Below are 26,497 nucleotides of genomic sequence, written 5' to 3'. Positions count from 1 at the left end.
CATTGGCAAAGATCAAGGTTGAAGGCACCGTCGTCGAACTCGATGGCGACGAGATGACTCGCATCATCTGGCAGTCCATCAAAGATTCGCTCATCCACCCGTATCTCGACGTGAACCTCGAGTACTACGACCTGTCGATCCAGAAGCGTGACGAGACCGACGACCAGATCACGATCGACGCGGCCCACGCCATCCAGAAGCACGGCGTCGGCGTGAAGTGCGCGACGATCACCCCAGACGAGGCGCGCGTCGAGGAGTTCGGCCTCAAGAAGATGTGGAAGAGCCCGAACGGGACCATCCGAAACATCCTCGGCGGTGTCGTGTTCCGCGAGCCGATCATCATCTCGAACATCCCGCGACTCGTTCCCGGCTGGAACAAGCCGATCGTCATCGGCCGTCATGCATTCGGCGACCAGTACCGCGCGACCGACTTCACGTTCGACGGGCCCGGCACCCTCTCGATCAGCTTCCAGCCGTCCGACGGCGGCGAGGCCAAGTCGTTCGAGGTCTACCAGGCGCCCGGCGCCGGCGTCGCACTCGCCATGTACAACCAGGACGCATCGATCCGCGACTTCGCACGGGCGTCGTTCAACTACGGTCTCGACCGCAACTACCCGGTGTATCTGTCGACCAAGAACACCATCCTGAAGGCCTACGACGGTCGCTTCAAAGACCTGTTCCAGGAGGTCTTCGACGCTGAGTACGCGACGAAGTTCGCGGATGCGGGACTCACCTACGAGCACCGCCTGATCGATGACATGGTCGCCTCCAGCCTCAAGTGGGAGGGCGGCTACGTCTGGGCCTGCAAGAACTACGACGGCGACGTGCAGTCGGACACGGTCGCGCAGGGCTTCGGTTCGCTCGGCCTGATGACGAGCGTGCTCACCACGCCCGACGGCAAGGTCGTCGAGGCGGAGGCCGCTCACGGCACTGTGACGCGTCACTACCGCCAGCACCAGGCGGGCAAGCCGACCTCGACCAACCCCATCGCGTCGATCTACGCCTGGACCCGTGGGCTCGCCCACCGTGGACAGCTCGACGGCAACCAGGAGCTGATCGACTTCACGCACACCCTCGAAGATGTCGTGATCAAGACGGTCGAGTCCGGCAAGATGACGAAGGACCTGGCGCTTCTCGTCGGGCCCGAGCAGCCGTACCAGACGACCGAGGAGTTCCTCGCGTCGCTGGCGGAGAACCTGCAGGCGCGCCTGGGCTAGTCCCTGGGCCGGCAGTCACGAACGAGCGCATGGACACGGTCCGTGCGCTCGTTCGTCTGTGTGGGCCGGCTGTGTTCCGCCGAGGCGACTTGGCAGTAGATGTCGTTCGGGGTCGCGGCGGAGCGACATCTACTGCCATGTGACGGATGCTCAGCCGCTGGCCTGGCGCAGGCGCGAACGGTATGCCGCGGGCCGATTGTTACGGATTGGTAAATACCTGCACAATCGCGCGTCGCAGCTTGCGAATATTTTGTTCGTAAGCTTTACTAACAAACATGACCGCATCGGAGCGAGGGTTTTCCACACTGGAAACCTCACACGCGCAACTGGCAACCGGCATGGCGCCGGGCCGGGCGCTGCGTCCGAAAGCGAAAGTCCTTCCCGAGCACGCACGGAGCCACAACCGCTCCCTGGTGCTGCAGACCCTGTACCGCTCGGGTGAGCGCAGCCGGGCCGACATCGCCCGGGAGACGGGGCTCACGCGAGTCACGATATCCGACCTCGTTGCGGAACTCCTGACCGAAGGACTCGTCGTCGAACTCGGCCAGCGCGAATCCGCCCGCCCCGGAAAACCGGCGGTGCTGCTCGACATCAACCGCACCGCGTACCAGATCATCGGCATCGACCTCAGCGAGCACACGACTTTCCGCGGCGCCGTGCTCGACCTCGACGGACAGATCCTCGAACGCGCGGAGATCCCGCTGGCCTCCAGCACAGGCGCGGAAGCGACGGCGAAAGTCGTGTCTCTCACTGAACAGCTCGTCGGACTGGCGACCGCGCCCATCCTCGGCATCGGAGTCGGGTCGCCCGGTGTCGTGGACCTGTCCGGGACGGTACTGACCGCGGCCAACCTCGGCTGGGTCGACGAACACCTGCAGGACATCCTCCAGGCTCGCACCGGGCTTGCGGTGGTCGTGGCCAACGACGCGAACGTGGCCGTCCTCGCCGAGCACGGGTACGGCGATGCGGCCGGTGACATGATGCTCGTGACGATCGGGCACGGTGTCGGTGCGGGGCTGCTCGTCGCCGGGGCACTCGTCTACGGAAGTCGCTTCGCGGCCGGTGAGATCGGCCAGGTCATGGTCGGCACCGACCTCGGGCTCGAAGTCACCTACAACCGCGACCAGGTGCTCGAGCACTGGCTGGCCGTGCCGCTGCTCGAGCAGCGCATCCAGGAAGCCGAAGCCGCAGGCGGCACGTCCGGACCGATCCTGCGAGAGGCGGGGCAGCGCCTCGGAATCGCTCTCGCCCCCGTTGTCGGTGCGCTCAATCTCTCTGAGATCGTGTTGAGCGGACCGACCGAACTGCTTGATGGACCGCTGGCCCAGGCGACCATCGAAACGCTCCGCAACCGGACGATGGCCGAATTCCACGGCAATCTCACGCTGCGGATGACCACGCAGGGGCAGGACATCGTCCTGCGCGGCGCGGCCGTTCTCGTCCTCTCAGGACAACTCGGGGTCTCGTAACACAGCAACGCCCAGAACACAGAAACAGCCAGGACCGACCCCTCGCACCACCGGTGTGGCAAACGCACACACCGACCACCCAAGAAAGGAAAAGCAATGAAGAGAAAGCTCGTTGGCCTCGCCGCTGTGGCAACAGCTTCCGCTCTCGTGCTCGCAGGATGCTCCGCCGCTCCCGGAGGCGCACCGAGCACGGACGGAAAAGGTAAGACCGTCACCCTGTGGCTCGTCGGCGCGGACACCCCTGACCCCCTTCGCACCTACCTGAAGGATGAGTTCAAGAAGGAGACCGGCGCCACCCTCAATATCCAGCAGCAGGACTGGAGCGACATCGTCACCAAGCTGACGACGGCGCTGCCTGACGCGAACAACACTCCTGACGTCACCGAGATGGGCAACACGCAGTCCCCGACGTTCACCAACGTCGGTGCGTTCCTCGACATCTCCGACATGTACAAGGAGCTGGGAGGCTCCGACCTGCTGCAGTCGTTCGTCGACGCAGGCAAGGTCGGCGGCAAGAATTACACGTTGCCGTACTACTTCGGTTCGCGTTACATGTTCTACCGCAAGGACATCTGGTCCGCCGCGGGCGTCACCGTGCCGACCACGCTCGACGAGTTCAACACGGACGTCGCCACCATCGCGTCGAAGAACCCGAAGGCCATCAAGGACTTCTCGGGCTTCTACCTCGGTGGCCAGGACTGGCGCGACGGCATCTCGTGGATCTTCGCCAACGGTGGAGACATCGCGACCGAAAAGGGCGGCAAGTGGACCGCCACGCTCGAGTCGGACAAGTCGCTCAAGGGTCTCCAGCAGCTGCAGGACCTGTACAAGAACGCATCCAAGGCTCCCAACGACGCCAAGGACAGCAACCAGTACGTCTACCTGAACGACAGCGACGTGAGCACCAACGCTGACAACAGCACCACGCCCACCTCGCTCTCGGCTGCCACCATCATGGCTCCGGGCTGGGCGCACTGGTCCATCGGTGACGCATCCACGAAGGACGGCAAGACCGTTCGCACGTGGAACGACAACACCTTCGGAACCTTCGTGCTCCCGGGCAACGACGGCAAGCCCGCTCCGGTCTTCGCCGGTGGGTCCAACATCGGTATCTCGGCCAAGAGCAAGAACCCCGGCCTCGCCAAGACGCTTCTCAAGATCATCTTCTCCCAGTCCTACCAGGAGATGCTCGGCAAGAACGGCCTCGGCCCGGCGAACAGCAAGTACGTCGACTCGCTCGGCACGGACCAGTTCGCCAAGGCCCTCATCGCATCATCGTCGAACTCCAAGCTGACCCCCGCCGCTCCCGGCTGGGCAGCGGTCGAGGCCTCGAACGTGATGGAGGAGTTCTTCTCGAAGATCCGCGACGCGTCCGACCTGAAGGCCCTGGCCCAGGAGTACGACGCGAAGATCACCCCGATGCTGAACAAGAAGTAGTCGTTCCGCATCAAGCCCCTCAGTAGGTTGGGGAGCGCGGGCATGCCGCGCTCCCCAACCCTGCTCCACCAGAAACACCCCGGAAGGAGGACAGACGTGACAACGCAGAACACCGTGGCCGACAAGGTCGTACGGCCCCAGGCGAGGCCGCCGCGCCGCAAGCGCAGCCTCACCGCATACTGGCTGCTCATCCCCTCCGTCGCGATCCTCGTGCTGGCCCTCGGCTACCCGCTCGTGTGGCAGCTCGTCACCTCGACTCAAAGCTTCGGCCTTGCCCAGCAGTTCGGCCAGCCCGCCCCCTTCGTCTGGTTCAAGAACTACATCACACTGTTCTCGGACCCGTACACGTGGACCGTGGTCGCCCGCTCGATCGCCTTCTGCCTCGTCACCGCATCCGTCACCGTCGTGATCGGTGTGCTCCTCGCCCTCCTGATGAACGCAGTCAACAAGGTCGTGCGCATCATCATCCAGATCAGTCTCCTGCTCGCCTGGGCGATGCCCGTGGTCGCAGCGATGACGGTCTGGAACTGGCTGTTCGACTGGCGTCGCGGAGTCATCAACTGGCTCCTGACTGCCGCCGGGTTCGACTTCACGAACCACAACTGGCTCCAGGACCCGCTCTCCTTCTTCTTCGTCGCGATGGTCATCATCGTGTGGATGAGCGTGCCGTTCGTCGCATTCTCTGTCTTCGCCGGACTGACGCAGGTGTCCGGCGAGGTGCTCGAGGCCGCCCAGATGGACGGCGCACGCGGGTTCCAGCGAGTGCGCTACATCATCCTCCCCATGATCCGGCCGGTGCTCGGCATCGTGATGCTTCTCCAGATCATCTGGGACCTCCGGGTGTTCACCCAGATCAAACTTCTGCAGGACAAGGGCTCGATCGCCAGCGAGACCAACCTGCTCGGAACGTACATCTACCAGCTCGGCGTCGGTTCGAGTGACTTCGCGATGGCGAGCGCCGTCTCGGTCTTCGTGCTCGCACTCACCATCGCTCTCAGCTGGTTCTACGTGCGCAACATGCTCAAGGAGGACCAGTCATGACATCAGCGACGGTCGAGGCGAAGCCCGAGACCCTGGAAGCTGGTAGCCAGCACAGCATCGCGCGCAAAGTGCGCAGCGGCTCGCGCAGGTTCAAGCCGTCGCGCGTACTGCTCGGCATCCTCGGTGTCGTGATCTCGCTGATCTGGCTGTTCCCGGTCTACTGGATGGTGAACTCGTCACTCCTGTCCAACGTCGTGCTGCAGAACACGACACCCCAGTTCCTCCCGTTCGGCGGCAGCCTCGACAACTTCACCGCCGTGTTCTCGGGCGGTACGTTCGTCCCGGCGCTCGGCATGAGCCTGGCGATCGCGCTGCTCACAGTCGTGTTCTGCCTGATCTTCGCTTTCCTTGCGGCGCTCGCGATCAGCCGGTTCAAATTCCGCGGGCGCACGTCGTTCGTGCTCGCCGTGCTCCTCATCCAGATGCTCCCGGCCGAAGGTCTCTTCATCGCCCAGTACAAGATGATGAGCAGCCTGAACCTCCTGAACACCATCGTCGGTGTGAGCATCCTCTACATCGCGGCCGTCGTGCCGTTCACGATCTGGATGCTGCGCGGATTCGTCGCGGGCATCCCGGCCGACCTCGAAGAGGCGGCGATGGTCGACGGACTGAGCCGTACGCAGGCGTTCCTGCGGATCACGTTCCCGCTGCTCGCGCCGGGACTGGTCGCCTCGGGGGTCTACGCCTTCCTCCAGGCCTGGAACGAGTTCACGGTGGCGCTCGTGATCCTGCCCGACAACGCCAGTCAGACCCTCCCGCTCTGGTTGCGCGGGTTCATCCAACAGAGCTCCAGCCATGCGATCGACTGGGGCCAGGTCATGGCTGCGTCGACTCTCGTCGCTGTGCCGGTCATCATCTTCTTCCTGTTCGTGCAGGGCCGCATGACCAGCGGACTCGTCAGCGGGGCGGTGAAGGGGTGACCGGTCCATCCGTCGCCGAACTCATCCAGACCCCAGACTCACCCGAAGGAGAAGACCGTGTGCGCCGCCAGGTCGCGGCGACGCTCCTGCCGGGATTCGTCGGGACGACGTTGCCCGAGTGGCTGGCGGAACGCCTCCGGGACGGCCTGGGCGGGGTGTGCATCTTCGGGCCGAACATCGTCTCCCGGGCCCAGCTGCGTGCGCTGACCGGCTCCATCTACGAGGCCAACCCGAACGCGATCGTCGCGATCGACGAGGAGGGCGGCGACGTCACCCGCCTGTACTACGACACGGGGTCACCCTACCCGGGCAATGCCGTGCTCGGCCGGCTGGCCGACCTGTCGTACACCGAATTCGTCGGCCGCCTCGTTGGCTGGGAGTTGCGCCTCGCCGGCTGCAACCTGAACTTCGCACCGGATGTCGACATCAACTCCAACGCGGACAACCCGGTCATCGGGGTGCGCAGCTTCGGGTCGACCCCCGAGGTCGTCGCCGAGCACAGCGCTGCGTGGACACGCGGCCTGCAGTCGGCAGGCATCGCGGTCAGCGCCAAGCATTTTCCTGGGCACGGCGACACGGCACAGGACTCGCACCTGGCGCTGCCGGTGGTCGACCTGACCCTCGACGAGTTGCGCGAGCGCGAGCTGAAACCGTTCACGGCGGTCATCGGGGCCGGGGCACGCACGATCATGACCTCGCACATCCTGCTGCCGCAGATCGACCCCGAGAACCCCGCAACGCTGAGCGCGCGGGTGCTCCAGGGACTGCTGCGCGAGGAACTCGGGTTCGACGGGGTGATCGTGAGCGACGCACTCGACATGAAGGGCGCCAGTGGCGATGTCGGGATTCCCGAAGCCGCAGTCCTCGCCCTCGCCGCAGGCTGCGACCTGCTGTGCATCGGAACCGAGAACACGGATGAGCAACTCGCGGAGATCGAAGCGCGCATCCTCGACGCGATCGGCGCACGCCGGCTCGATCCTGCCCGGGTGAGCGAAGCATCCGGACGTGTGCTCGACCTGGCAGCGCAGCTGGCGGCCGACCGTGCGGAGGTCGCGATTCCCGACTATGTGACGGCCGAAGACGAACCCCAGCTGGAAGTCGCCCGCGTGATCGCCGCATTCGACGTGTCGGACGAAGCCCGTCAGTGGGTGCGGGACCACTCCGGGCCGTACTCGGTGGTGCGCATCGACACCATCGCGAATATCGCGGTGGGCGTCGCGCCATGGGGGCCGTTCGCGGAAATCATCACCGATCCGGAAGCGCCGGTTGCCAGGGCGTTCGCAGCGAACCCGCTCGTCGTGTTCACCGAAGGCGACGACCCCGACCTCGTGCTCGCAGCCCAGTCGCCGGTGCTCGTGATCGGCAAGGACAACCACCGCCACGCCTTCGCGCGCGAGGCGATCGACCGGCTGCGAGCCGAACGCGACGCGGTGATCGTCGTCGACATGGGCTGGCCCTCCGACAACCGTCGCTACGCCGACATCGCGACCTTCGGTGCATCCCGCCTGGTCGGGCGGGCGCTGATGGCCTACCTGTCCGGATCAGGGTCGTGAGACTCGGGATCGACATCGGTGGGACGAAGACGGATGCGGTCGCCATCGATGACGGCGGCCTGCTGACCCAGCGCATCCGGCTCGCCACCGGGTTCGGGTCGTCCGCCGTCGTCGAGACCGCGGTGAATGCGGTCGCGCGCATTGCCGAGCTGACCGGCCTGAGCGCCGGCGGGTTCGATTCGATCGGCATCGGCATCCCCGGTCTGGTCGACAGTTCGTCCGGCCGGGTGCGGCATGCCGTGAACCTCGGGTTCGACGGCCTGGAACTCGGCGGGGAGCTCGCGGGGCGTCTCGGGGTCGGGGTCCGTGTCGAGAACGACGTCAAGGCTGCTGCTCTCGGTGCCTATCACCTGATGGGGCTCAGCGGGTCGATGGCCTACCTGAACCTGGGCACCGGCCTCGCCGCGGGCATCGTCGTCGACGGCGAGCTGTGGCGCGGTGCGCGCGGGATCGCCGGCGAGATCGGGCACATCCCCATCGACCCGAACGGAGCATTGTGCGCCTGCGGGCAGCGCGGCTGCCTCGAGACGGTCGCGTCGGGTTCGGGTGTCGCGCGCCAGTGGCGCACCGATGATCCGCTCCCCGTTCGTGCACTGTTCACCGCGGCCGCGGAAGGCGACCCCGCTGCGGAAGCCATCAAGGCTAGGCTTGCTGCGGGCATCGCATCCGCGGTGCGTGTGCTGGTTCTCACCTCCGATGTCGAGTCGGTCGTCATCGGGGGCGGGCTCAGCCACCTCGGCGATCGGCTGCTCTCAGAGGTGCACGACGTTCTCGCGTCGTGGAGCGTGTCGTCGCCGTTCCTGGCGTCGCTCGAACTCCCCGAGCGGGTTCGCCTGGTCCCGGAAGGTTTCCCGGCTGCTGCCGTCGGCGCGGCCCTGGTTGGAGTGGTGTGAGTGGCTGAAGTCGTCGTCGTCGAAGATCAGGATGCGGCAGGCGAACTCGCTGCGCGCAGCATCGTGCAGCTCATCCGGTCGACTCCTGACGCCGTTCTCGGCCTCGCGACCGGCTCGACTCCGCTCCCGCTCTACCGCGCGCTCGCAGCGACGGTGGCATCGGACGGCGTCGACGTGTCCCGGGTGCGCGGGTTCGCACTCGATGAATACGTCGGGCTGCCTGCCGGGCATCCTGAAAGCTACCGCTCGGTCATCACGCGCGAAGTGGTCGAGCCGCTCGGCCTCGACCCGCAGCGCATCCACGTGCCGAACGGGTCGCTCGAGGGGATCGAGCACGCAGGCGCCGACTACGAGCGCGCGATCGTCGCGGCGGGCGGTGTCGACGTGCAGATCCTGGGGATCGGCACCGACGGGCATCTCGGGTTCAACGAGCCGGGGTCGTCGTTCGCGTCGCTCACGCGGGTGAAGACGCTCACCGAACAGACCCGGCGCGACAACGCGCGCTTCTTCGCTTCGGAGTCCGATGTGCCCGTGCACTGCATCACGCAGGGGCTCGGGACGATCCTCCGGGCGCGGCACCTGATCCTGCTCGCCTTCGGCGCGGGCAAGGCGGATGCGGTGGCCGGCGCCGTCGAAGGCCCGGTGTCTGCGAGCAACCCGGGTTCGGCCATCCAGCTGCACCCGCACGCCACCGTGCTGGTCGACGGCGCCGCGGCCGCCAATCTGCGCAACCTCGACTACTACCGCTACGCCTGGCTGAACAAGCCCTCCTGGCAGGGCATCTAGCTCGCCCTCCCGGGTGCCGAGCACAGGGAAAAGCACCTCAAATCGCGATCTTGGGGTGCTTTTTCGTGTGCTCGACGGACAGCAAGCGCGCGAGCGCGGAGCGCTAGAGGGCGCGGCCGTCGGCCCAGACGCGCCGTGTGGTCCACTCGTGGTCGAGGAGCACGGCATCGGCGGCGTATCCGGTGTGCAGGCGGCCGAATCGGTGGTCGATCCCCAGAGCGCGCGCGGGCGTGTGCGTGAGCGCTTCGACGGCGACCCGCGGATCGAGCCCGACCATGGTGACGGCGTTGCGCAGCGCGACATCGAGGGTGAGTGTGGAACCCGCGATGGTCGAGGTGCCCGACAGCACCGCGAGCCCGTGGGTGACGGTCACGTTGAGTGAGCCGAGACGGTAGTTGCCGTCGACAGCGCCCGCGGCCGCCATGGCGTCGGTGATGAGTGCGACCCGCCCCGGCGCGGCGGTGAAGACCAGGTCGGCGACCCGCGGATGCACGTGGAGCCCGTCGAGGATCAGTTCGAGGGTGATGCTCTCATCTTCGAAGGCGGCGATGATCGGGCCGGGGTTGCGGTGGTGGATGCCGTTCATGGCATTGAAAGCATGCGTCAGGATGCGCGCCCCCACATCGAACGCGCGCTTGGCCTGCTCGTAGTCGGCGCCGGTGTGACCCACAGCGACCACGACGCCGGCTTCAAGGAGCACACCGATCGACTCGAGCGCGTTGGGGAGTTCCGGTGCGATCGTGAACTGCCGAAGGGTGCCACGGGCCGCCCCGACGAGCTCTTCGAGCATCTCGGGTCCCGGTTCGCGCAGGAACGCGGCATCGTGGGCGCCGCGACGTTCGACGGCGAGGAAGGGCCCCTCGAGGTGGGACCCGAGAATCAGCGGGTCGACCTCGGTGAGGTCGGCGACGACCGACAGGCTCTCGCGCAGCTGGGCCAGGGGGTTGGCGACATGGCTGACCAGCGACCGGGTCGTACCGTGCGCCCGATGCGTCGCGAGCGCCTCGAGCATCTCTTCAGGGCCGTCGTCGAAGGGATGCCCGCCACCGCCGTGGCAGTGCAGGTCGATGAAGCCGGGGGTGAGCCAGTGGCCGCCCGCATCGGCGACGTCGGCGCCTTCGGCATGCGCACGCCAGCCGGTGCCCGTGCCGGTCCGGGCGATCGTGTCGCCGTCGGTGAGCATCCAGAAATCGTCGACGAGTCCGTCGGTGTCGAGTTTGCGCGCGCTGTGGATCAGCTGCGGCCGGGCGCCGAGCGGACTCATGTGAACTCCTTATGGCCGTTGATGATGCCGCTCACGGTCGCCACTACGGCGAACACGCCGGCGACGATCGGCTGGCCGAGGCTCCACCACGCCAGGGCGGCGCTCGCCATCACGACGATCTCGACGACGGCGCGGCCGAACGGGTCGATGGCGATCACGGCCTTCGGCGAGCGGAACAGCGCCCACAGCACGATCGCGATGGCCGGGGCCAGAATGCCGACCACGATGTTCCACGGGAAAGGCCATGCGACGAAGCCCCAGAATCCCAGGGAGAAGACCGCAAACAGTTCGAGGAGGAACCTCAGGATGTCGTTGGGGCCGATCTTCACTTCAGGGCGCACGTCAGTCACGCGCCAATTCTACGGCGAGCATGTATTCGCCTGGCCAGCGAACCGGCCGCGACCGGCCGGCGACCGGTCAGCGGAAGATGATGGTGCGCGCACCGTCGAGAAGCACCCGCGCCTCGGCGAACCATTTGACCGCCTGTGTGAGGGTGCGGCTCTCCTCGTCCTGGCCGATCGCCACCAGCTCAGCGACACTGCGCGAGTGGTCGACCCGAACCACGTTCTGTTCGATGATCGGGCCCTCGTCAAGGTCGCTCGTGACGAAATGCGCCGTCGCTCCGATGAGCTTGACTCCCCGCGCATGCGCCTGGCGATACGGGTTGGCCCCTTTGAACCCCGGCAGGAACGAATGGTGGATGTTGATGGCCCGGCCCGCGAGCTTCTCGCACAGGCCCGGCGAGATGATCTGCATGTACCGCGCGAGCACGACCAATTCGATGTCGTGCTCGTCGACCGCCTCGAGCACGCGCGCCTCGAACGCGTCTTTGCTCGCAGCATCCGTGACCGGGAGGGACTCGAAGGGGACGCCGTAGAACCCGGCCAGGTCGCGCAGGGTTCCGTGGTTCGACAGCACGAGGGGGATCTCGACCGGGAGCTGGCCTGCGCGCTGGCGGAAGAGCAGGTCGTTGAGGCAGTGGGCTGCCGTCGAGACGAGGACCAGGGTGCGCAGAGGGCGACCGACGTTGTCGAGGCGGGCGGCCATCCCGTAGCTGTCGATGACGGGGTCGAGCGCGCGCTCGAATTCGGCGCGCGTCGCATCGGACTCCACCTGGAGCCGCATGAAGAACCGCCCGGTGTCGAGGCTCGCGAACTGCTGGCTCTCGGTGATGTTGCCCCGGGCGGAGACGATGGCCCCGCTGATCGCGTGGACGATGCCGGGGCGGTCGGCGCAGATGAGCGTCAGCACCCAGTGGTTGGGCAGCGCAGGGGAGGTCGCAGCAGGAGAACTCACCCGCTCAGGGTACCGGCTTTGACGGCCGCACCCTCGATCCCGGGCGGTGACAGCAATATGATCGCGTTCATCGGGACTCATGGCTGTCCCGGCACAGCGGGAGAGGTGATGCGATCATGACCGCACTGGATGAGGACCACCCCGACATCGTCGGCGGTGCGGCCCAGAGTTTCGGGGTCGAGCTCAACGGGCTCAACACCATCCACGAAAGCGAGCGCAAAGGTCGTCCCCGCGACCTGTTCTGGCCGTGGTTCGCGGCGAACGTCTCGGTGTTCGGCCTGAGCTACGGATCGTTCCTGCTCGGCTTCGGCATCTCGTTCTGGCAGGCGACGATCGTCGGCATCGCCGGGATCGTGATCTCGTTCCTGCTCTGCGGGTTCATCGCCATCGCAGGCAAGCGGGGCTCGGCGCCGACGATGGTGCTCAGCCGCGCGGTGTTCGGCGTGAACGGCAACCGCCTGCCGTCCATCCTCTCGTGGCTGCTCACTGTGGGGTGGGAGACGGTGCTCACGGCGCTCGCCGTGCTGGCGACGGCGACGGTGTTCACCGAACTGGGCTGGGAGGGCGGTACCGCGACCAAGGTGGTCGCGCTCATCGTGGTGGCGGCGCTGATCATCGCGGGCGGAGTGATCGGGTTCAACCTGATCATGCGCATGCAGATGGTGATCACGATCGTGACGGGCGTGCTGACCGTCGTGTACATCATCCTGGTTCTCGGCCACATCGACTTCGGCGCGGTCGCTGCTCTCCCCGCCGGCACGACGCCCCACGTCATCGGCGGGTTCGTGTTCATGCTCACCGGGTTCGGCCTGGGCTGGGTGAACGCGGCGGCCGACTATTCGCGCTACCTCCCGCGCACCGCGAAGAGCTCGGGCGTCGTCGGCTGGACGACGTTCGGATCGTCGCTCGCGCCGGTCATCCTCCTCCTCTTCGGAATCCTCCTCGCCGGGTCGTCGCCCAAGCTCAGCACGGCGATCGGAATGGACCCGATCGGCGCACTCGCCTCCATCCTCCCGATCTGGTTCCTGGTTCCGTTCGTCATCGTCGCTGTACTGGGCCTCGTCGGCGGCGCAGTGCTCGACATCTACTCGTCCGGGCTCGCGCTCCTGAGCGCTGGAGTCCGGGTGCCCCGGTTCGTGGCGGCGGGAATCGACGGCATCCTGATGACACTGGGCGCGATCTACGTCGTGTTCGTCGCGACCGACTTCATCGGCCCGTTCCAGGGGTTCCTCATCACCCTCGGCGTGCCGATCGCCGCCTGGTGTGGCGCATTCATCGCCGACATCAGCCTGCGCAGGCGCGACTATGCGGAGAAAGAGCTCTATGACAGCCGGGGCAGGTACGGCAGCGTGCGGTGGCTGTCCATCTCGCTGGTCGTCATCGGAACGGTTCTCGGCTGGGGGCTCGTCACCAACACCTACGCGGGCTGGCTGGGCTGGCAGGGCTACCTGCTCGGGCCTTTCGGGCTGGGCGGCAAGGAGGGCGACTGGGCGTTCGCGAACCTCGGCGTGCTCGTCGCGCTGCTGGTTGGCTACCTGGGTGTCGTGATCTTCGGGCGCCGTGCGATCCGTCGCCAGGAGGAGCTTCCGACGAACACCGATCCCGGCTCGGTCGACGCAGCCGCGGCCGCCGCCAGGCCGACGACGGTCGATGGCGCATGAGCGAGGCGCAAGACCGGCCGGAGCCCTGGCTGGTCGTCATCGACATGCAGCGCATCTTCGGCGAGCCGGGGAGCGGCTGGTTCACGCCGCGTTTCGCGGACGCCGCAGCCGGGATCGAGCGTCTTGCGCCCGCCTTCGGGCCGCGCGTCGTACACACCCGTTTCGTCGCTCCTGAGACCCCGGAGGATGCCTGGGTTCCCTACTACGACCTCTGGCCGTTCGCGCTCGTCGCACCTGACGACCCCCTCTACGACCTCGTGCCTTCCTCGAGCATCGCCGGCAACCCGGTCGTCTCGGCGACGACCTTCGGCAAGTGGGGCGCCGATCTCGACCGGGCGATCGGGGGGAGCCGGGAGATCGTTCTCGTCGGCGTGTCGACCGACTGCTGCGTCTTGTCGACGGCGCTCGCCGCAGCGGATGCGGGTGTGCACGTTCGCGTCGCGGCCGACGCCTGCGCCGGGCTCTCCGACGCCGACCATCAGCGCGCTCTGGATGCGATGGCCCTGTACGCCCCGCTGATCGAGATCACGGACATCGGTGCGGTCGTAGCCTCCCTGGACGGGACTTCCGCGTGACCTCAGTGCAGGACCGGGCCGAGGGCGCCCTGATCGGGCTGGCCATCGGCGATGCGCTCGGGATGCCGACGCAACAGGTGTCGAGGCAGGCGGTCGCCCAGCGCTGGGGCGCCATCACGACGTTCGAGGCGCCCGACCCGGCGCATCCGCTCGCCCATGGGCTGCGTGCGGGCTCCGTCACGGACGACACCGAGCTGGCCCTCCTGCTGGCGCGGCATCTGATCGCGCGGCACGGCGCGGTCGACGCCCGGCATTTCGCGGCCGAACTGGTCGAATGGGAGGACTCGATGCGGGCGCGGGGGTCGCATGACCTGCTCGGCCCGTCGACGAAGGCCGCGGTCGAGGCTGTCGTGGCAGGCACGCCGGTGACCGAGTCCGGGCGTTTCGGAACGACGAACGGTGCTGCCATGCGCATCACACCCGTCGGCATCGCGAACGACTTCGACAGCATCCCGAAGCTGGTCGACGCGGTGGTGGCCGCCAGTGCGGTCACCCACAACACCAGTGTCGCGATCGCGGGGGCCGCAGCCGTCGCCGCGGCGGTCAGCGCCGGGATCGACGGGGCCACGTTCAGGCAGGCGGCGGGTGTCGCCGTCGACGCGGCACGCGAGGGCGCGACCCGCGGCCACTGGGTCGCCGCGGGCGACATCGCTCGGCGGATCGGCCTCGCCGTCGAGCTGGGCTCGACCGACGACATCGCCCGCGGGGAGCGCGACATCTACGAGCTGATCGGCACCTCGCTCGCGACACAGGAGTCCGTGCCAGCGGCGTTCGGCCTGCTTGCACTGCACGACGGTGACCCGTGGCCGGCGTGCCTGGCGGCGGCGTCGCTGGGTGGCGATTCAGACACGATCGGGGCGATCGCCGGGGCGGTCGGGGGTGCCGTACGCGGTGTCGACGGGTTTCCCCGCCACGCCCGTGAGACGGTTCTCGAGGTGAACGGTTTCGGCCCATCCGAACTCGCGGAGCTGGCTGAGGCCCTGCTCGAGCTGAGGTGACCGTGCTGTTCACGCGTCTGATCAGCGTCGGCAATGTCGTCGTCGACATCCTCGCGACAGTTCCGGCGCTGCCCGCCCCCGGAGGCGACGTGGTCGCGTCGGACACCGGCCTCGCGGCGGGCGGAAGCTTCAACGTGCTGGCCGCGGCACGACGGCAGGGCCTCGCGAGCGCATACGGCGGGGCGCACGGACCCGGACCGTTCGGCGGACTGGTGCGCGCATCCCTCGCCGCCGAAGGCATCGACGTGCTGCTGCCGCCCGTCGACGGCGAGGACACCGGGTGGGATGTCGCACTCACCGACCAGGACGGCGAACGCACGTTCGTCACCGCCGTCGGAGCCGAGGCGCGACTGACGACCGGGATGCTCGGCGCACTCGACGTGCGGTCATCGGATGCCGTGCACGTCTCCGGCTATGGACTGCTGCGGGAGCCGAACCGGGCATCCATCACGAGGTGGCTGGGCGCACTTCCGCCGGAGTGCGTCGTGCTGTTCGATCCCGGTCCGCTCGGCGGGCGGATCGACCCCGACGTTCTCGCGGTGGTGCGGCGGCGCGCCGACTGGTGGAGCGGCAACGAAGCGGAAGCACGGGCCGAGACCGGGGCGGCGGATGCTGTCGAAGCCGGCCGGATGCTCGCAGCAACCGCGTCGCACGGGCCCGGCGGCATCGTCGTGCGGCTCGGAGAGCGAGGCTGCCTGCTCGTGACGCGCGCCGGGGGAGTCGAGGAGATCCCCGGCTTCGCGGTGACCGCCGTCGACACCAACGGAGCGGGTGATGCGCACATCGGCGCGTTCCTCGCCGCGCTCTCCACGGGTGCGTCGGGCGCCGACGCGGCACGCCGGGCAAACGCTGCAGCAGCACTCGCGGTGAGCCGCAGAGGCCCGGCCACGGCGCCCACCGCGGGCGAACTCGACGAGTTCCTTGCGGCCATCGGCTAAACTGGGTGACGGTCGGCGGTTCTCGCCCGGCCCTGGGCGCGCACATCGGCGCGCAGTCGACCCGCATCGGCGATCTGCGTCAGGCAGCGCTGCACCATGCGGGGAACGCCATTCGTGAGCCAGTACCGTCATGTCTGACACCGAACAATCACCCTCCAGAACCTCCCCAGCCTTCCCGTGGGTAGGCCTTTTCGTGCTCGCCGGGGCCGTCTTCCTCTCCGTGACGAGCGAGATGCTGCCCACCGGCCTGCTTCCCGACATGAGTGCATCGCTCGGCGTGACCGAGGCGCAGATCGGGCTCCTCGTCACGGTCTTCGCGTTCACGGTCGTACTGACCAGCACTCCTCTCGCCGCCCTGACCCGCCGGCTGCCGCGCCACGGCATGATCGTGGGGATCCTGCTGCTTCTCGCCATCAGCAACGCACTCACCGCGATCGCGCCCACCTACGCGTTCGTCGTCGGTTCTCGCGTGCTCGGCGGCGTCGCACACGGGATGTTCTGGGCAGTCGTCGGCGCCTACGCCGGGCACCTCGTTCCGAAGGACCAGATCGGCCGGGCCGTCTCGATCACCCTCGGCGGCGGAACCCTCGCGTTCGTCTTCGGCGTGCCGCTGGGAACCATCGCGGGGCACGCGTTCGGCTGGCGGCTCTCGTTCGGCATCCTCGCAGCCATGATGGTCGCAGGCGCCCTTCTGGTCTGGAAGTTCCTGCCGGCGGTCGAGCGCGACGCGGACACCACGCACAAGCGGGTGCGCGGCGCGGAGAAGAAGCCGCGTGACCGCACGATCCCGGCGGTCGTGATGGTGTGCGCGATCGCGGCCGTAACCATGATCGGCCACTACAGCTTCTACACCTTCGTCGTACCGTTCATGACCGACGTGATGGGGGTTCCGGCCGGGAACGTCGGTGGCCTGCTCTTCGCCTACGGGGTCGCGGGTGCGGCCGGGCTGGTGCTCGCAGGGTCGGTTCTCGGCCCCCGCCCGCAGGCCGGACTCGTCATGGCGATCGTCGTGACCGCAGTGGCGGTCGCTGTGCTGTCGGTCTTCGCCGGGCAGCCGATCGTCGCGATCGGAGCCTTCGTGCTCTGGGGACTGGCGTTCGGAACCCTGCCCCCGCTCCTGCAGACGCGGCTGCTCCACACGTCGTCGGCAGGATTCCGCGACACCGCGAGCGCCCTCTACACCACAGCGTTCAACATCGGGATCGGCGGCGGTGCGCTCGTCGGGGCGTGGATCTTCGCCCTGGGCGGGGTGACGGAGCTTCCGCTCGTCTACATCGGCATCCTGGTCGTGTCGCTCGTGCTCGTGCTGGTCGTCGGGCGTATGACGCGTCCCTCCGACCACACGGCGAGCACCCCGAAGGAGTCGTCGAGCAGCACTGCGTCTGCAGCGTAACCGGGGGCGAGGCGGCCGAGGTCGCCTGCCCGGCCGACCGCACGCGCGGGCGTCTCGGTCAGTGCACGCACGGCCTCGCCCACCGGGATGCCGACATCGACGACGGCACGCCGCAGCGCGTCGTCGAGAGTGAGGGTCGAACCGGCGATCGAGTCGCCCTCGACGAGTCGCGCGACGCCGTCGCGCACGGCGACGGCCAGAGAGCCGAGCACGTAGTCGCCGTCACCGAAGCCGGCAGCAGCCATCGCATCCGACACGAGTGCGACCCGCCCGGGCGCACCGGCGAACGCGAGCCGCACGACCTCGCGGTGCACATGGATGCCGTCGTTGATGATCTCGATCGTGACGCCCGGCGTGCGGGTGGCTGCCGCGACAGGACCCGGCGCACGGTGATGGATGCCGTCCATGCCGTTGAAGGCATGCGTCAGGATGCTCGCCCCGGCGTCGAACGCGGCCAGCGCCTGCGCGTAGTCCGCTCCGGTGTGCCCGACGGCGACCGCTACGCCGGCGTGGGTGAACCGGCGGACCGCATCCATGCCGCCGTCGAGCTCCGGGGCGAGGGTGATCTGCCGCAGCGTGCCGTCGGAGGCAGCGATGAGCCGCTCGACGGAAGCCGGGTCGGCGTGCACCAGCAGGGACGGGTCGTGTGCTCCCTTATGGCCGTGGTACAGGAACGGTCCCTCGAGGTGGCTGCCGAGAACCTGCGGGTTCGAGCGTGCGAGCGCGGCAACGGTTGCAAGCCCGCGCTCGAGCGTGTCGACGGGTGCGGTGACCAGCGACAGCACGAAGCGGGTGGTGCCGTGCTCGCCGTGCATCGCCATCGCCGTGTGGATCGCGTCGGCACCGTCGTCGAATGAGACTCCACCCCCACCGTGGTTGTGGATGTCCACGAAGCCGGGGGTCAGCCACGCGCCGCCGGCATCGACCACGGTTCTCGCGCCGGTGTCGGCTTCGGCCGCACGCCAGCCGTCGCCGTTTCCGGTTGCTGCGATCGTCGGGCCGTCGAACAGCACCCAGCCGTCATCGACGACGGCTCCGTCTGTGACGAGCCGCGCCGAATGGATCAGTGTCGGGGTGCCGCTCATCAGGCGACGATGACTTCGATGCCGCGCTCCGCGAACGCCGCGAGCTGTTCGGCCGTGATCCCGCTGTCGGTGATGAGCGTGTTCAGCACCCGTGGACCGCTCAGGGTCGCGAACGCCGTGCGCCCGATCTTGCTCGAATCGGCGACGATCACGGCGCGGGTCGCCCGCCGGGCCATCAGCGAGTTCACACTCGCCTCACCCTCGTCGTGCACCGTCGCACCGACGATCGGGTCGATGCCGTTCACACCGATGAAGGCGATGTCCATCGTGATCTTCTCGAGCACCACATCGCTGTACGGCCCGACGAGCTCGTAGGAGCGTGCGTGCACGACCCCGCCGGTGACGACGGTCTTGATCTGCGGTCGCATGACGAGCTGTGCAGCGATGTTGATCGCGTTGGTGACGACGGTCAGGTTCGGGTGCGGCGACGGCTCCATGAGGTCGGCACGAGAAGCGAGCACGCTCGCGACAGCAGTGCTCGTGGTGCCCCCGCACAGTCCGACCACCGCGCCGCGTGGCACGAGGGCGCTCGCTGCCTGCGCGATCCGCAGCTTCTCCGGTGCGTGCTGTTCCCTCTTGTACCGGATGGGGAGGTCGTAGGCGACGGACTGGCCGATCGCGCCCCCGCGCGTACGCGTGAGGAGCTGCTGGCTGGCCAGGGTGTCCAGGTCGCGCCGGGCGGTGGCAGCGGAGACATCGAGCTTCGTGATGATGTCGTCCACCTCGACCTGGCCGGTCTCTGCCAGGAGATCGAGCACGGCGTTCAGCCGCTCGGCTCTGTTCATGCGGTGACTCCCTCGGGGAAACCGGTTCGTGGACCGGAAGAGAACACGGTGATGAGGCGCGCCGCCTCGGCTGCCAGGGCCTCCCGCCCAGCGCCGACGTACCTGCGCGAGTCGACCACCTCGGGATGTGCGGCCAGGTAAGCGCGTACCGCAGTGGTGAAGAACCCGTTGAGGTGGGTGGAGACGTTGATCTTGGTCATGCCGGCGCGGATCGCCATGATGATCGTCTCATCCGGAACGCCGGACGAGCCGTGCAACACGAGGGGAACATGCACGGCGGCGTGGATGCGCGAGACGAGGTCGAGATCGATCGCGGCGGTGCGCTCGGTCATCGCGTGCGACGAGCCGACCGCGACGGCGAGAGCGTCGACCCCGGTCTCGTCGACGAAACGGTGCGCCTCGCGCGGGTCGGTGCGCGTTCCCGGCGCGTGCGCACCGTCCTTGCCGCCGATGGTCCCGAGTTCCGCCTCGACGAAGGCGTCGTTGACGTGCGCGTATTCGACGACGCGCACGGTCGCTTCGACATTCGCTTCGTAGTCGAGGGCCGAGCCGTCGAACATGACGGAACCGAAGCCCAGGTCGATCGCCCGGCGCGCCAGGTTCTCGTCTTCGGCATGGTCGAGGTGCACCGCGACATGCGCCGACGAGGCCTCGGCGGCGGTCAGCGCGGCACGCGCGATCGGGTCGAGGCCGCCGTGCCAGAGCACGCAGTTCTGCGAGATCTGGAGGATGACCGGTGCGCCAGCCTGCTCAGCCGCGCTCACCAGGGCTTCGGCCGTCTCGAGGTGGATCACGTTGAACGCGCCGATGCCCGTGTGCCGGGCGGCAGCGGCGAGCACGAGCTCCTTGGTCGGAACGAGAGGCATGGGACTCCAGGTGACGGTGCGGATCAGGCGGGGGAGACGACGAGGCTGCGCTCGAACTCGTCGAAACCGGGGCCGAGCTCGCCGGCGACGGGCGCGAGGACTGCGGCGGCCGACCAGGCGACGGCACGGGCGAGGATGACCGACGGATCGCGTTCGCCCTGTGCCAGGCAGGAGGCGATGGCGGCCACGGCGGCATCGCCGGCACCGGTCGCATTGCCGCGGAGGGGAGCGTCGAGCCGGGCACGGAGCGGACGCGACGGGTCGGAGGCGCTGAGCGCGAGCATCCCCTTCTCGCCGAGCGAGACGAACACCAGGCCGGCGCCGAGGCCGATCAGCTGCGCTGCCCCGTCGAGCGGATCGCTCTCGCCCGTCGTCTCCGCGAGCTCCCGCCGGTTCGGTTTCAGCACGTTCGCGCCGGCGCGTGCAGCCAGCACGAGGCCGGGACCGCTCGTGTCGACGATGCTCGGGATGCCCCGGTCGCGGGCGATCGCGACGAGCGAGGCGAAGAATCCTTCCGGCGCATGGGTCGGCAGGCTGCCCGACCCGACGAGGCACTGGGCCGGGATGCTCAGCCTGTCGGCCGCTTCGCCCAGATGCTCCCACTCGTCGATGGTGAGCGGATGCCCGGCCTCGTTGAGCATGGTCGCGTGCGCCGCGGTCTCGTCGACGATCGCGATGCTCGTCCGTGTCTCGGCGGCGACGGGCACCAGCTCGTGGGGGAGCCCGCTGGCGAGAAGGTCGGCCGCGAGCCGGGTGCCGGCCATGCCGCCCGCCGTAGCGAGGGCCATGGCGTGCCCTCCGGTCTGCGCGATGACCCGTGCGACGTTGATGCCTTTGCCGCCGGCACGCCGGACCGGGGATGCCACGCGGTGGCTCTCGCCCGGCTCGAGCGCCACGACGCGGTACGTCACGTCGAGGGCAGGGTTCGGGGTCACGGTGAGGATCATGCCGTCAGCTCCCTCGTCGCGACCAGGTCGCGCGCACGCAGCGCCGCGCCGATCACGCCGGCGTCTTCGCCGATGCTCGCCTGCAGCAGCAGCGGGCGCCGATGGAACGTCAGGATGGCGTCGAGGCGCTGCGCGAGCGGCTCGAAGAGCGCGGTCCCGGCCTGCGACAGGCCGCCGCCGATCACGATCGCCTCGGGGGCGAGCAGTGCGACGGTGTGCGAGAGGTCGAGTGCCAGGGCGTCGAGGGCGCTCTCCCACACCTGGGCGGCATCCGGATCGCCAGCCTGCGCGCGCTCGAGCACCTCCTTCGCGCCCGTGACAGAGGCACCCGTGATCGTGTTGTAGCGCCGGGCGATCGCTGCGGCCGACGCGACGGCTTCCAGGCAACCGACGCCGCCGCAGGCGCACGCCGGGCCGTCGGCGACCCGCGAATGTCCCATCTCACCGGCCATGCCTCCGCCGGTGTATAGGGCGCCACCGATGAAGATCGCACCCGCGATACCGGTGCCGATCACCATGACCACGACGTCGTCGAACGGCGCGGCCGCCCCCAGGCGATGCTCCGCCTCACCGGCGCCGCGAACGTCGTGGCTGAACGACACGGGAACACCGATCAAGGCTTCCAGCCGGGCGCGGAAGGGCACGTCACGCCAGTGGAGGTTCTCCGACAGGATCCCCACCCCGGCCTCGTCGTCGACATGGCCGGGGACGAGCAGTCCGGCCGCGAGCGGGACGACATCCGGGTGCCCCGCGCTGAAGCGCGCGGCCACCTCGGCGACGGTCGCGAGCACGGCATCCGCGGTCTTCTCCCCGTCATGCGGGGTCGGGATGCGCTCCAGCGCACGGATGGCACCGGTGCTGTCGATGAGCGCCGCCTTCATGTCGGTACCGCCGACGTCGAACGCGAGCACGGCGCTGCCGGACCCGAGCGCGATACCGCTGGTCCTCACTGCAGGAGGCGACGACGGATCGGTCACGAGTCGAGTATGACGGAGCGGGTGAGGTTACGGGGAGCATCCGGATCGAGTCCGAAGGATCGCGCCCGTTCCAGGGCGACGCGCTGTGCTCGGATGAGGTCGGCCATCCCGTCGATCGCACGGTTCTCGAAGTGGGCGCCGGTCGCCGCGACGTCGTCGTAGAGGCCCTCCGGTGCTGCGCCGAACATCCAGCTGATGCGTCCGGGTGCCGCGATCGCGATCGGTCCGTGCCGGTACTCCTTGGCCGGGTACGACTCGGTCCAGGACTGGCTGGCCTCTCGCATCTTGAGTGCGGCTTCGTGGGCGATGCCGACAGTCCATCCGGTGCCGAGGAAGGAATACTGGTCGGAGGTGAGGAGGAGTTCGTCGAGATCGGCCGAGACCGCATAGGCGGCATCGACGATCGCCGCGTCGAGGTTCTCGCCCAGCGAGGCGCGCAGCAGGGCGAGGGACGTGGTGGCGAACCGGGTCTGCACCACGGAGACCTCGTCGGCGAAAGGGAGGGCGATGATGTCGTCAACGAGATCGACGAGCGGCGTGTGCGGGTCGCCCAGCAGCCCGACCGTTCTGGTGGTTCCGCGCACGCCGTCCAGCAGTTCGAGCACCTCCGTCGTGGTGCCGGAACGCGTGATGGCGACGATCGCGTCGTAACCGCGGTCGACGAAGGCTTCGGATGCGGCGAAAGCATCGGTGATGCCGTGCCCGCGCGACTCGCGCATGGCGGCATAGGACTGCGCCATGAACCAGGACGTTCCGCAGCCCACGACGGCGATCCGCTCGCCACGGGCGGGAAGGAGCGACTGCTCGGCCCGGAGGTCGGCCGCACGCGCCCAGGTGTCGGGCTGGGAGGTCAGCTCGGCCTCCATGTGCGCGCCGGGCGCGCTTCCGTCGACGTGGTGACGTGCATCGGTCATGGCAGGGCTCCGTTTCGATTGCCGTGATGCACTAATGATCGCAAATGATTGTTAGCTCTGTCTAGTAATCATCTTCAGTCGTTTGTAAGGGATCCTTTCGTTCCCGGCGGGACCTGTGTAAACGGTATGTAACGAAGTTGGAGTCAAGTCTTGACCTCCTCTCCGAATCGCGCTTGAATCTGATCACTGAGTGAATGAATGTGATTGTTTAGTCAGTCAATGATTCATAAACCATCACCGCGTTTCGTCCTGCAGTGGTGACACGGATCACACACGCACCGTTGCGCAAGGCCTTCAGCGGCGGTCGTCCATTCGAGAGTGAGGAAGTCAATGAAGAAGTCTCTGCGACTGGGAGCGATCGTCGCCACTGCGACAGTCGCAACCCTGACGCTGGCGTCCTGCGGATTCGGGGGCGGCTCAAGCTCCTCATCCGGTGACGCGAAAACGCTCAACCTGATGGTCGCCAGCTACTCCGACGGCACCAAAGGCGAGTGGCAGCAGATCATCAAGGATTTCGAGGCCAAGAACGCCGGTATCAAGGTCAACCTCGACGTGCAGTCGTGGACCGCGATCAACGACGTGATCAAGACCAAGATCCAGGCAGGCAAGCAGCCCGACATCCTGAACATCGACTCATTCGCCGGTTTCGCCGCGGACAAGCTGCTGTACCCGGCCAAGGACATCGTCTCGGCGAAGACGATCGACGACTTCCAGCCCTCGTTCGTCAAGAACGCGAGCATCGACGGCACGCAGTGGGGCCTTCCCTTCATCGCGTCTGCGCGCGCCCTGTTCTACAACAAGGACATCTTCCAGAAGGCCGGCATCACCGCGCCGCCGAAGACCTGGGCCGACCTCGAGGCTGACGCCGCGAAGATCAAGACAGCCGGCAGCATCGGCTACGGCATGCCGCTCGGAAGCGAAGAGGCGCAGGCCGAGAGCGCGATCTGGTTCTACGGCGCAGGAGGTGGCTACGGCGACTCCAAGACGCTGACCATCGACTCGCCCGAGAACGTCACGGGCGCCACCGAGATGCAGAAGCTGATCAACGCCGGGGTCACCGAGCCGAACGCCGGCTCCACCGACCGCACGCCGCTGCTCAACGTCTTCATCCAGGGCAAGATCGGCATGCAGGTCGGCCTTCCGCCGACCGTCGGCCAGATCAAGGACAAGAACGCCGGCCTCAACTACGGAATCGCCCCGATCCCGACGAAGGACGGCTCGCCGTTCACCCTCGGTGTCGCCGACCACCTGATGGCGTTCAAGAACAAGACCGACAAGACGGAGTCGATCAAGAAGTTCCTCGACTACTTCTACACGGCACCGGTCTACACGAAGTGGGTCGGCACGGAAGGCTTCCTTCCGACCACGAAATCCGGCGCCGAAGCGATGGCCTCGAACGCGACGATCAAGCCGTTCCTCGACCTGCTCCCGAACGCGCAGTTCTACCCGTCGACCAACCCGAACTGGACGGCGGCACAGGGCGCCATGCAGAGCCAGATCGGTCAGCTCGCCCAGGGTGCCAAGCCCGCGGACCTGCTGAAGGCGATCCAGGCCAAGGCCGTCGGACAGTAGAACCGGTTCCGTGAGTTCCTCCATCGATGAAACATCGCTCCCGGCGGGGGCGGCCACTTCCGGCCGCTCCCGCCGCGGGGCGGACGGCGCCGGACGGCGACCACCGGCACGCTCGACGTCGGGCACCACCGGCCTGTGGCAGGCCGTGCCGTGGACGCTGCCCGCGCTCATCCTGATCTTCGGCGTCGTGCTCTTTCCCGCCGGCTACATGATCTACAACTCGACACGCAAGATCTCGGTCGCGGGTGTCGACCACGGCTCCGTCGGGCTGCAGAACTACGTCACGGTGCTCAGCCGGCCCGAGCTTCCGGGCATCCTCATCAACACGCTGGTGTGGGTGGTGGTCGTCGTTGCGCTGACCGTCGTCATCTCGCTGCTGCTCGCCCAGTTCCTCAACAAGAACTTCCCCGGCCGCCAGTGGGTGCGCATGGCGATCCTCATTCCGTGGGCCGCCAGCGTCGTCATGACGACCACCGTCTTCGTCTATGGGCTCGACCCGTACTACGGCATCATCAACAAGTTCCTCGTCGACATCCACGTGCTGTCGGCACCCTTCGGCTTCACACAGCAGCCGCTGCCGGCCTTCCTGTCGTCGATGTGCATCGCCGTCTTCGTGTCGCTCCCGTTCACGACGTATACGATCCTCGCCGGACTCGCGGGCATCCCCGGCGACATGCTCGAGGCGGCGAAGATGGACGGCGCTGGCGCGACACGCACCTACTTCGGCGTCGTCCTGCCGAACCTGCGCAACGCCATCGCGCTTGCCAGCCTCATCAACATCATCAACGTGTTCAACTCCCTGCCGATCCTGAAGCTCATGACGGGGTCGATCCCGGGCTACAAGGCGGACACGACGACCACGTACGTCTTCAAGCTCCTGCAGGGTGAACAGCGCATCGACCTCTCGAGCGCGCTCAGCGTGATCAACTTCGCCATCGTGCTCGTGATCGTCGCGCTGTACCTGTGGATCGTCAAGCCGATGAAGGATGTGAAATGACCGCCCCCGCACCCGCCATGGTCGCCGGCGAGCCCCGCACCGCAGCGCCGCGTCGCCGATCCAGTGAGCGACGCTTCTCGGGCCGGATCATCGGCAGGATGCTCGCCGGCCTCGTGATCGCCCTGGTGTTCATCGCGCCGTACCTGATCATGCTTGTCGGGTCGTTCAAGAGCCGGTTCAACATCCTGGCCGTGCCGCCGACCTACCTGCCGACCACGTGGCATCCCGAGAACTACATCACGATGTGGTCGACACCCGAGACTCCGCTGCCCGAGAACCTGATCTCGACGATCGTCATCTCGGTGTTCGCGACGGCCCTCGTGCTCATCGTGTGTGTGCCGGCGGCGTACTACACGGCCCGGTTCAGGTTCCCCGGGCGCGGAATCTTCCTCTTTCTCGTGATCGTCACCCAGATGCTGCAGCCGACCGTGCTCGCGACCGGCCTCTTCAAAGAGATGGTCGCCATCGGAATCGCCGACACGTGGCTGGCGATGATCCTCATCAACGCCGCATTCAACCTCGCCTTCGCGATCTGGATCATGCACAACTTCTTCGCCGGCGTGCCGGTGGAGATCGACGAAGCAGCCCAGCTCGACGGCGCCGGCAAATGGACGGTGCTCTTCCGGGTGCAGCTCCCCCTGGTGTGGCCCGGAATCGTCACAGCGATCATCTACACGTTCGTGGCTTCGTGGAACGAGTTCGCGGCGAGCCTGGTGATCCTGTCGACGGATGCGAACCAGCCACTGTCGGTCGCCCTCACCAAGTTCGTCGGCCAGTACGACGCTGCGTGGCAGTACGTGTTCGCCGTGTCGATCGTCGCGGTGATCCCGGTCGTCGTGCTGTTCATGCTGATCGAGAAGCGCCTCGTCGGCGGCCTGACCGCCGGAAGCGTGAAATAGGCCCGACGAGCACA

General features: G+C 67.5%; 24 protein-coding genes and 1 pseudogene. 16 read left to right on the top strand and 9 right to left on the bottom strand.

The genetic code is table 11. The features are described 5' to 3' along the window. Positions 1 to 2 precede the first annotated feature (2 nt). The 8 genes from ACPPVQ_RS16270 (at position 3) to ACPPVQ_RS16235 (ending at position 9,316) form a co-directional block, all read left to right on the top strand. The gene (locus tag ACPPVQ_RS16270; RefSeq protein ID WP_426516179.1) at positions 3 to 1,217 is read left to right on the top strand and encodes an NADP-dependent isocitrate dehydrogenase; all 1,215 of its coding nucleotides are present in this window, start codon (positions 3 to 5) and stop codon (positions 1,215 to 1,217) included. Positions 1,218 to 1,492: 275 nt separating this feature from the next. After that, entirely contained in the window at positions 1,493 to 2,686 is a 1,194-nt protein-coding gene (locus ACPPVQ_RS16265) for an ROK family transcriptional regulator (protein ID WP_426516178.1), read from the top strand. A 96-nt stretch (positions 2,687 to 2,782) separates the two neighbouring features. Then, positions 2,783 to 4,123, top strand: a complete 1,341-nt coding sequence (locus ACPPVQ_RS16260) for an extracellular solute-binding protein (protein WP_426516177.1) — start codon at positions 2,783 to 2,785, stop codon at positions 4,121 to 4,123. 96 nt (positions 4,124 to 4,219) lie between these two features. Next, a complete protein-coding gene (locus ACPPVQ_RS16255; protein WP_426516176.1) occupies positions 4,220 to 5,164 on the top strand; it encodes a carbohydrate ABC transporter permease in 945 nt (314 codons plus the stop codon). Further along, positions 5,161 to 6,084 (top strand): carbohydrate ABC transporter permease, encoded by a 924-nt coding sequence (locus tag ACPPVQ_RS16250; RefSeq protein ID WP_426516175.1) that lies wholly within the window; start codon positions 5,161 to 5,163, stop codon positions 6,082 to 6,084. Before ACPPVQ_RS16255 ends, ACPPVQ_RS16250 begins: the two co-directional genes overlap by 4 nt. Beyond that, positions 6,081 to 7,637 carry a beta-N-acetylhexosaminidase gene (gene nagZ / locus ACPPVQ_RS16245; RefSeq protein ID WP_426516174.1) on the top strand — a complete coding sequence of 519 codons (1,557 nt, stop codon included), beginning with the start codon at positions 6,081 to 6,083 and terminating at the stop codon, positions 7,635 to 7,637. The genes ACPPVQ_RS16250 and nagZ overlap by 4 nt, the downstream gene beginning before the upstream one ends. Beyond that, complete coding sequence (locus ACPPVQ_RS16240) at positions 7,634 to 8,530, top strand: ROK family protein (protein ID WP_426516173.1); 897 nt, start codon at positions 7,634 to 7,636, stop codon at positions 8,528 to 8,530. Before nagZ ends, ACPPVQ_RS16240 begins: the two co-directional genes overlap by 4 nt. Beyond that, on the top strand, positions 8,531 to 9,316 hold the full coding sequence (locus tag ACPPVQ_RS16235; protein WP_426516172.1) for a glucosamine-6-phosphate deaminase: 786 nt from the start codon (positions 8,531 to 8,533) through the stop codon (positions 9,314 to 9,316). Between the two features lie 103 nt (positions 9,317 to 9,419). Here the strand turns inward: ACPPVQ_RS16235 and nagA (ACPPVQ_RS16230) are convergent, their stop codons facing one another. The 3 genes from nagA (ACPPVQ_RS16230) to purU form a co-directional block, all read right to left on the bottom strand. Then, a complete protein-coding gene (nagA, locus tag ACPPVQ_RS16230; RefSeq protein WP_426516171.1) occupies positions 9,420 to 10,580 on the bottom strand; it encodes an N-acetylglucosamine-6-phosphate deacetylase in 1,161 nt (386 codons plus the stop codon). Further along, positions 10,577 to 10,930 (bottom strand): YrdB family protein, encoded by a 354-nt coding sequence (locus ACPPVQ_RS16225; protein WP_426516170.1) that lies wholly within the window; start codon positions 10,928 to 10,930, stop codon positions 10,577 to 10,579. The genes nagA (ACPPVQ_RS16230) and ACPPVQ_RS16225 overlap by 4 nt, the downstream gene beginning before the upstream one ends. Before the next feature lie 67 nt (positions 10,931 to 10,997). Further along, a complete protein-coding gene (purU, locus tag ACPPVQ_RS16220) occupies positions 10,998 to 11,876 on the bottom strand; it encodes a formyltetrahydrofolate deformylase (protein ID WP_426516169.1) in 879 nt (292 codons plus the stop codon). A 116-nt stretch (positions 11,877 to 11,992) separates the two neighbouring features. On the opposite strand from purU, the gene ACPPVQ_RS16215 reads away from it, so the two are divergent. The 5 genes and pseudogenes from ACPPVQ_RS16215 to ACPPVQ_RS16195 form a co-directional block, all read left to right on the top strand. Then, positions 11,993 to 13,537 carry a purine-cytosine permease family protein gene (locus ACPPVQ_RS16215; RefSeq protein ID WP_426516168.1) on the top strand — a complete coding sequence of 515 codons (1,545 nt, stop codon included), beginning with the start codon at positions 11,993 to 11,995 and terminating at the stop codon, positions 13,535 to 13,537. Then, a complete protein-coding gene (locus ACPPVQ_RS16210) occupies positions 13,534 to 14,112 on the top strand; it encodes a cysteine hydrolase family protein (protein ID WP_426516167.1) in 579 nt (192 codons plus the stop codon). Before ACPPVQ_RS16215 ends, ACPPVQ_RS16210 begins: the two co-directional genes overlap by 4 nt. Next, complete coding sequence (locus ACPPVQ_RS16205) at positions 14,109 to 15,110, top strand: ADP-ribosylglycohydrolase family protein (RefSeq protein WP_426516166.1); 1,002 nt, start codon at positions 14,109 to 14,111, stop codon at positions 15,108 to 15,110. The genes ACPPVQ_RS16210 and ACPPVQ_RS16205 overlap by 4 nt, the downstream gene beginning before the upstream one ends. A 2-nt stretch (positions 15,111 to 15,112) precedes the next feature. Beyond that, the gene (locus ACPPVQ_RS16200) at positions 15,113 to 16,048 is read left to right on the top strand and encodes a PfkB family carbohydrate kinase (protein WP_426516165.1); all 936 of its coding nucleotides are present in this window, start codon (positions 15,113 to 15,115) and stop codon (positions 16,046 to 16,048) included. Between the two features lie 130 nt (positions 16,049 to 16,178). Then, positions 16,179 to 17,249 (top strand): annotated as a pseudogene (locus ACPPVQ_RS16195) (MFS transporter); the annotation flags it as partial. A gap of 68 nt (positions 17,250 to 17,317) precedes the next feature. Here the strand turns inward: ACPPVQ_RS16195 and nagA (ACPPVQ_RS16190) are convergent. The 6 genes from nagA (ACPPVQ_RS16190) to ACPPVQ_RS16165 form a co-directional block, all read right to left on the bottom strand. Next, complete coding sequence (gene nagA / locus ACPPVQ_RS16190; protein WP_426516164.1) at positions 17,318 to 18,526, bottom strand: N-acetylglucosamine-6-phosphate deacetylase; 1,209 nt, start codon at positions 18,524 to 18,526, stop codon at positions 17,318 to 17,320. Beyond that, positions 18,526 to 19,311 (bottom strand): DeoR/GlpR family DNA-binding transcription regulator, encoded by a 786-nt coding sequence (locus ACPPVQ_RS16185; RefSeq protein ID WP_426516163.1) that lies wholly within the window; start codon positions 19,309 to 19,311, stop codon positions 18,526 to 18,528. The genes nagA (ACPPVQ_RS16190) and ACPPVQ_RS16185 overlap by 1 nt, the downstream gene beginning before the upstream one ends. Beyond that, the gene (locus ACPPVQ_RS16180; protein ID WP_426516162.1) at positions 19,308 to 20,177 is read right to left on the bottom strand and encodes a class II fructose-bisphosphate aldolase; all 870 of its coding nucleotides are present in this window, start codon (positions 20,175 to 20,177) and stop codon (positions 19,308 to 19,310) included. The genes ACPPVQ_RS16185 and ACPPVQ_RS16180 overlap by 4 nt, the downstream gene beginning before the upstream one ends. 23 nt (positions 20,178 to 20,200) lie before the next feature. Next, complete coding sequence (locus ACPPVQ_RS16175) at positions 20,201 to 21,124, bottom strand: 1-phosphofructokinase family hexose kinase (protein WP_426516161.1); 924 nt, start codon at positions 21,122 to 21,124, stop codon at positions 20,201 to 20,203. Next, the gene (locus ACPPVQ_RS16170) at positions 21,121 to 22,035 is read right to left on the bottom strand and encodes an ROK family protein (RefSeq protein WP_426521294.1); all 915 of its coding nucleotides are present in this window, start codon (positions 22,033 to 22,035) and stop codon (positions 21,121 to 21,123) included. The genes ACPPVQ_RS16175 and ACPPVQ_RS16170 overlap by 4 nt, the downstream gene beginning before the upstream one ends. Positions 22,036 to 22,097: 62 nt before the next feature. Then, positions 22,098 to 23,015, bottom strand: a complete 918-nt coding sequence (locus tag ACPPVQ_RS16165; RefSeq protein ID WP_426516160.1) for an SIS domain-containing protein — start codon at positions 23,013 to 23,015, stop codon at positions 22,098 to 22,100. 330 nt (positions 23,016 to 23,345) lie between these two features. Here ACPPVQ_RS16165 and ACPPVQ_RS16160 point away from each other — a divergent pair, with 330 nt between their 5' ends. From ACPPVQ_RS16160 to ACPPVQ_RS16150, 3 genes are read left to right on the top strand one after another with little or no spacing between them, the layout of a single operon-like run. Then, positions 23,346 to 24,587 (top strand): extracellular solute-binding protein, encoded by a 1,242-nt coding sequence (locus ACPPVQ_RS16160; RefSeq protein ID WP_426516159.1) that lies wholly within the window; start codon positions 23,346 to 23,348, stop codon positions 24,585 to 24,587. Positions 24,588 to 24,597: 10 nt separating this feature from the next. After that, a complete protein-coding gene (locus tag ACPPVQ_RS16155; RefSeq protein WP_426516158.1) occupies positions 24,598 to 25,584 on the top strand; it encodes a carbohydrate ABC transporter permease in 987 nt (328 codons plus the stop codon). Beyond that, a complete protein-coding gene (locus ACPPVQ_RS16150; RefSeq protein ID WP_426516157.1) occupies positions 25,581 to 26,483 on the top strand; it encodes a carbohydrate ABC transporter permease in 903 nt (300 codons plus the stop codon). The genes ACPPVQ_RS16155 and ACPPVQ_RS16150 overlap by 4 nt, the downstream gene beginning before the upstream one ends. Positions 26,484 to 26,497: the final 14 nt, after the last annotated feature.

Origin of the sequence: Leifsonia sp. McL0618, assembly GCF_049994905.1 — a bacterium.
Lineage (GTDB): Bacteria > Actinomycetota > Actinomycetes > Actinomycetales > Microbacteriaceae > Diaminobutyricibacter.
This window is presented reverse-complemented; position numbering and strand designations above follow the sequence as displayed.

Coding starts and splice junctions, on each gene's coding strand:
- ACPPVQ_RS16165 (WP_426516160.1), bottom strand. CDS start 23,015: ATGACCGATGCACGTCACCACGTCGACGGAAGCGCGCCCGGCGCGCAC.
- ACPPVQ_RS16185 (WP_426516163.1), bottom strand. CDS start 19,311: ATGAACAGAGCCGAGCGGCTGAACGCCGTGCTCGATCTCCTGGCAGAG.
- ACPPVQ_RS16160 (WP_426516159.1), top strand. CDS start 23,346: ATGAAGAAGTCTCTGCGACTGGGAGCGATCGTCGCCACTGCGACAGTC.
- nagA (WP_426516164.1), bottom strand. CDS start 18,526: ATGAGCGGCACCCCGACACTGATCCATTCGGCGCGGCTCGTCACAGAC.
- ACPPVQ_RS16210 (WP_426516167.1), top strand. CDS start 13,534: ATGAGCGAGGCGCAAGACCGGCCGGAGCCCTGGCTGGTCGTCATCGAC.
- ACPPVQ_RS16265 (WP_426516178.1), top strand. CDS start 1,493: ATGACCGCATCGGAGCGAGGGTTTTCCACACTGGAAACCTCACACGCG.
- ACPPVQ_RS16150 (WP_426516157.1), top strand. CDS start 25,581: ATGACCGCCCCCGCACCCGCCATGGTCGCCGGCGAGCCCCGCACCGCA.
- nagA (WP_426516171.1), bottom strand. CDS start 10,580: ATGAGTCCGCTCGGCGCCCGGCCGCAGCTGATCCACAGCGCGCGCAAA.
- ACPPVQ_RS16175 (WP_426516161.1), bottom strand. CDS start 21,124: ATGATCCTCACCGTGACCCCGAACCCTGCCCTCGACGTGACGTACCGC.
- ACPPVQ_RS16180 (WP_426516162.1), bottom strand. CDS start 20,177: ATGCCTCTCGTTCCGACCAAGGAGCTCGTGCTCGCCGCTGCCGCCCGG.
- ACPPVQ_RS16260 (WP_426516177.1), top strand. CDS start 2,783: ATGAAGAGAAAGCTCGTTGGCCTCGCCGCTGTGGCAACAGCTTCCGCT.
- ACPPVQ_RS16250 (WP_426516175.1), top strand. CDS start 5,161: ATGACATCAGCGACGGTCGAGGCGAAGCCCGAGACCCTGGAAGCTGGT.
- ACPPVQ_RS16215 (WP_426516168.1), top strand. CDS start 11,993: ATGACCGCACTGGATGAGGACCACCCCGACATCGTCGGCGGTGCGGCC.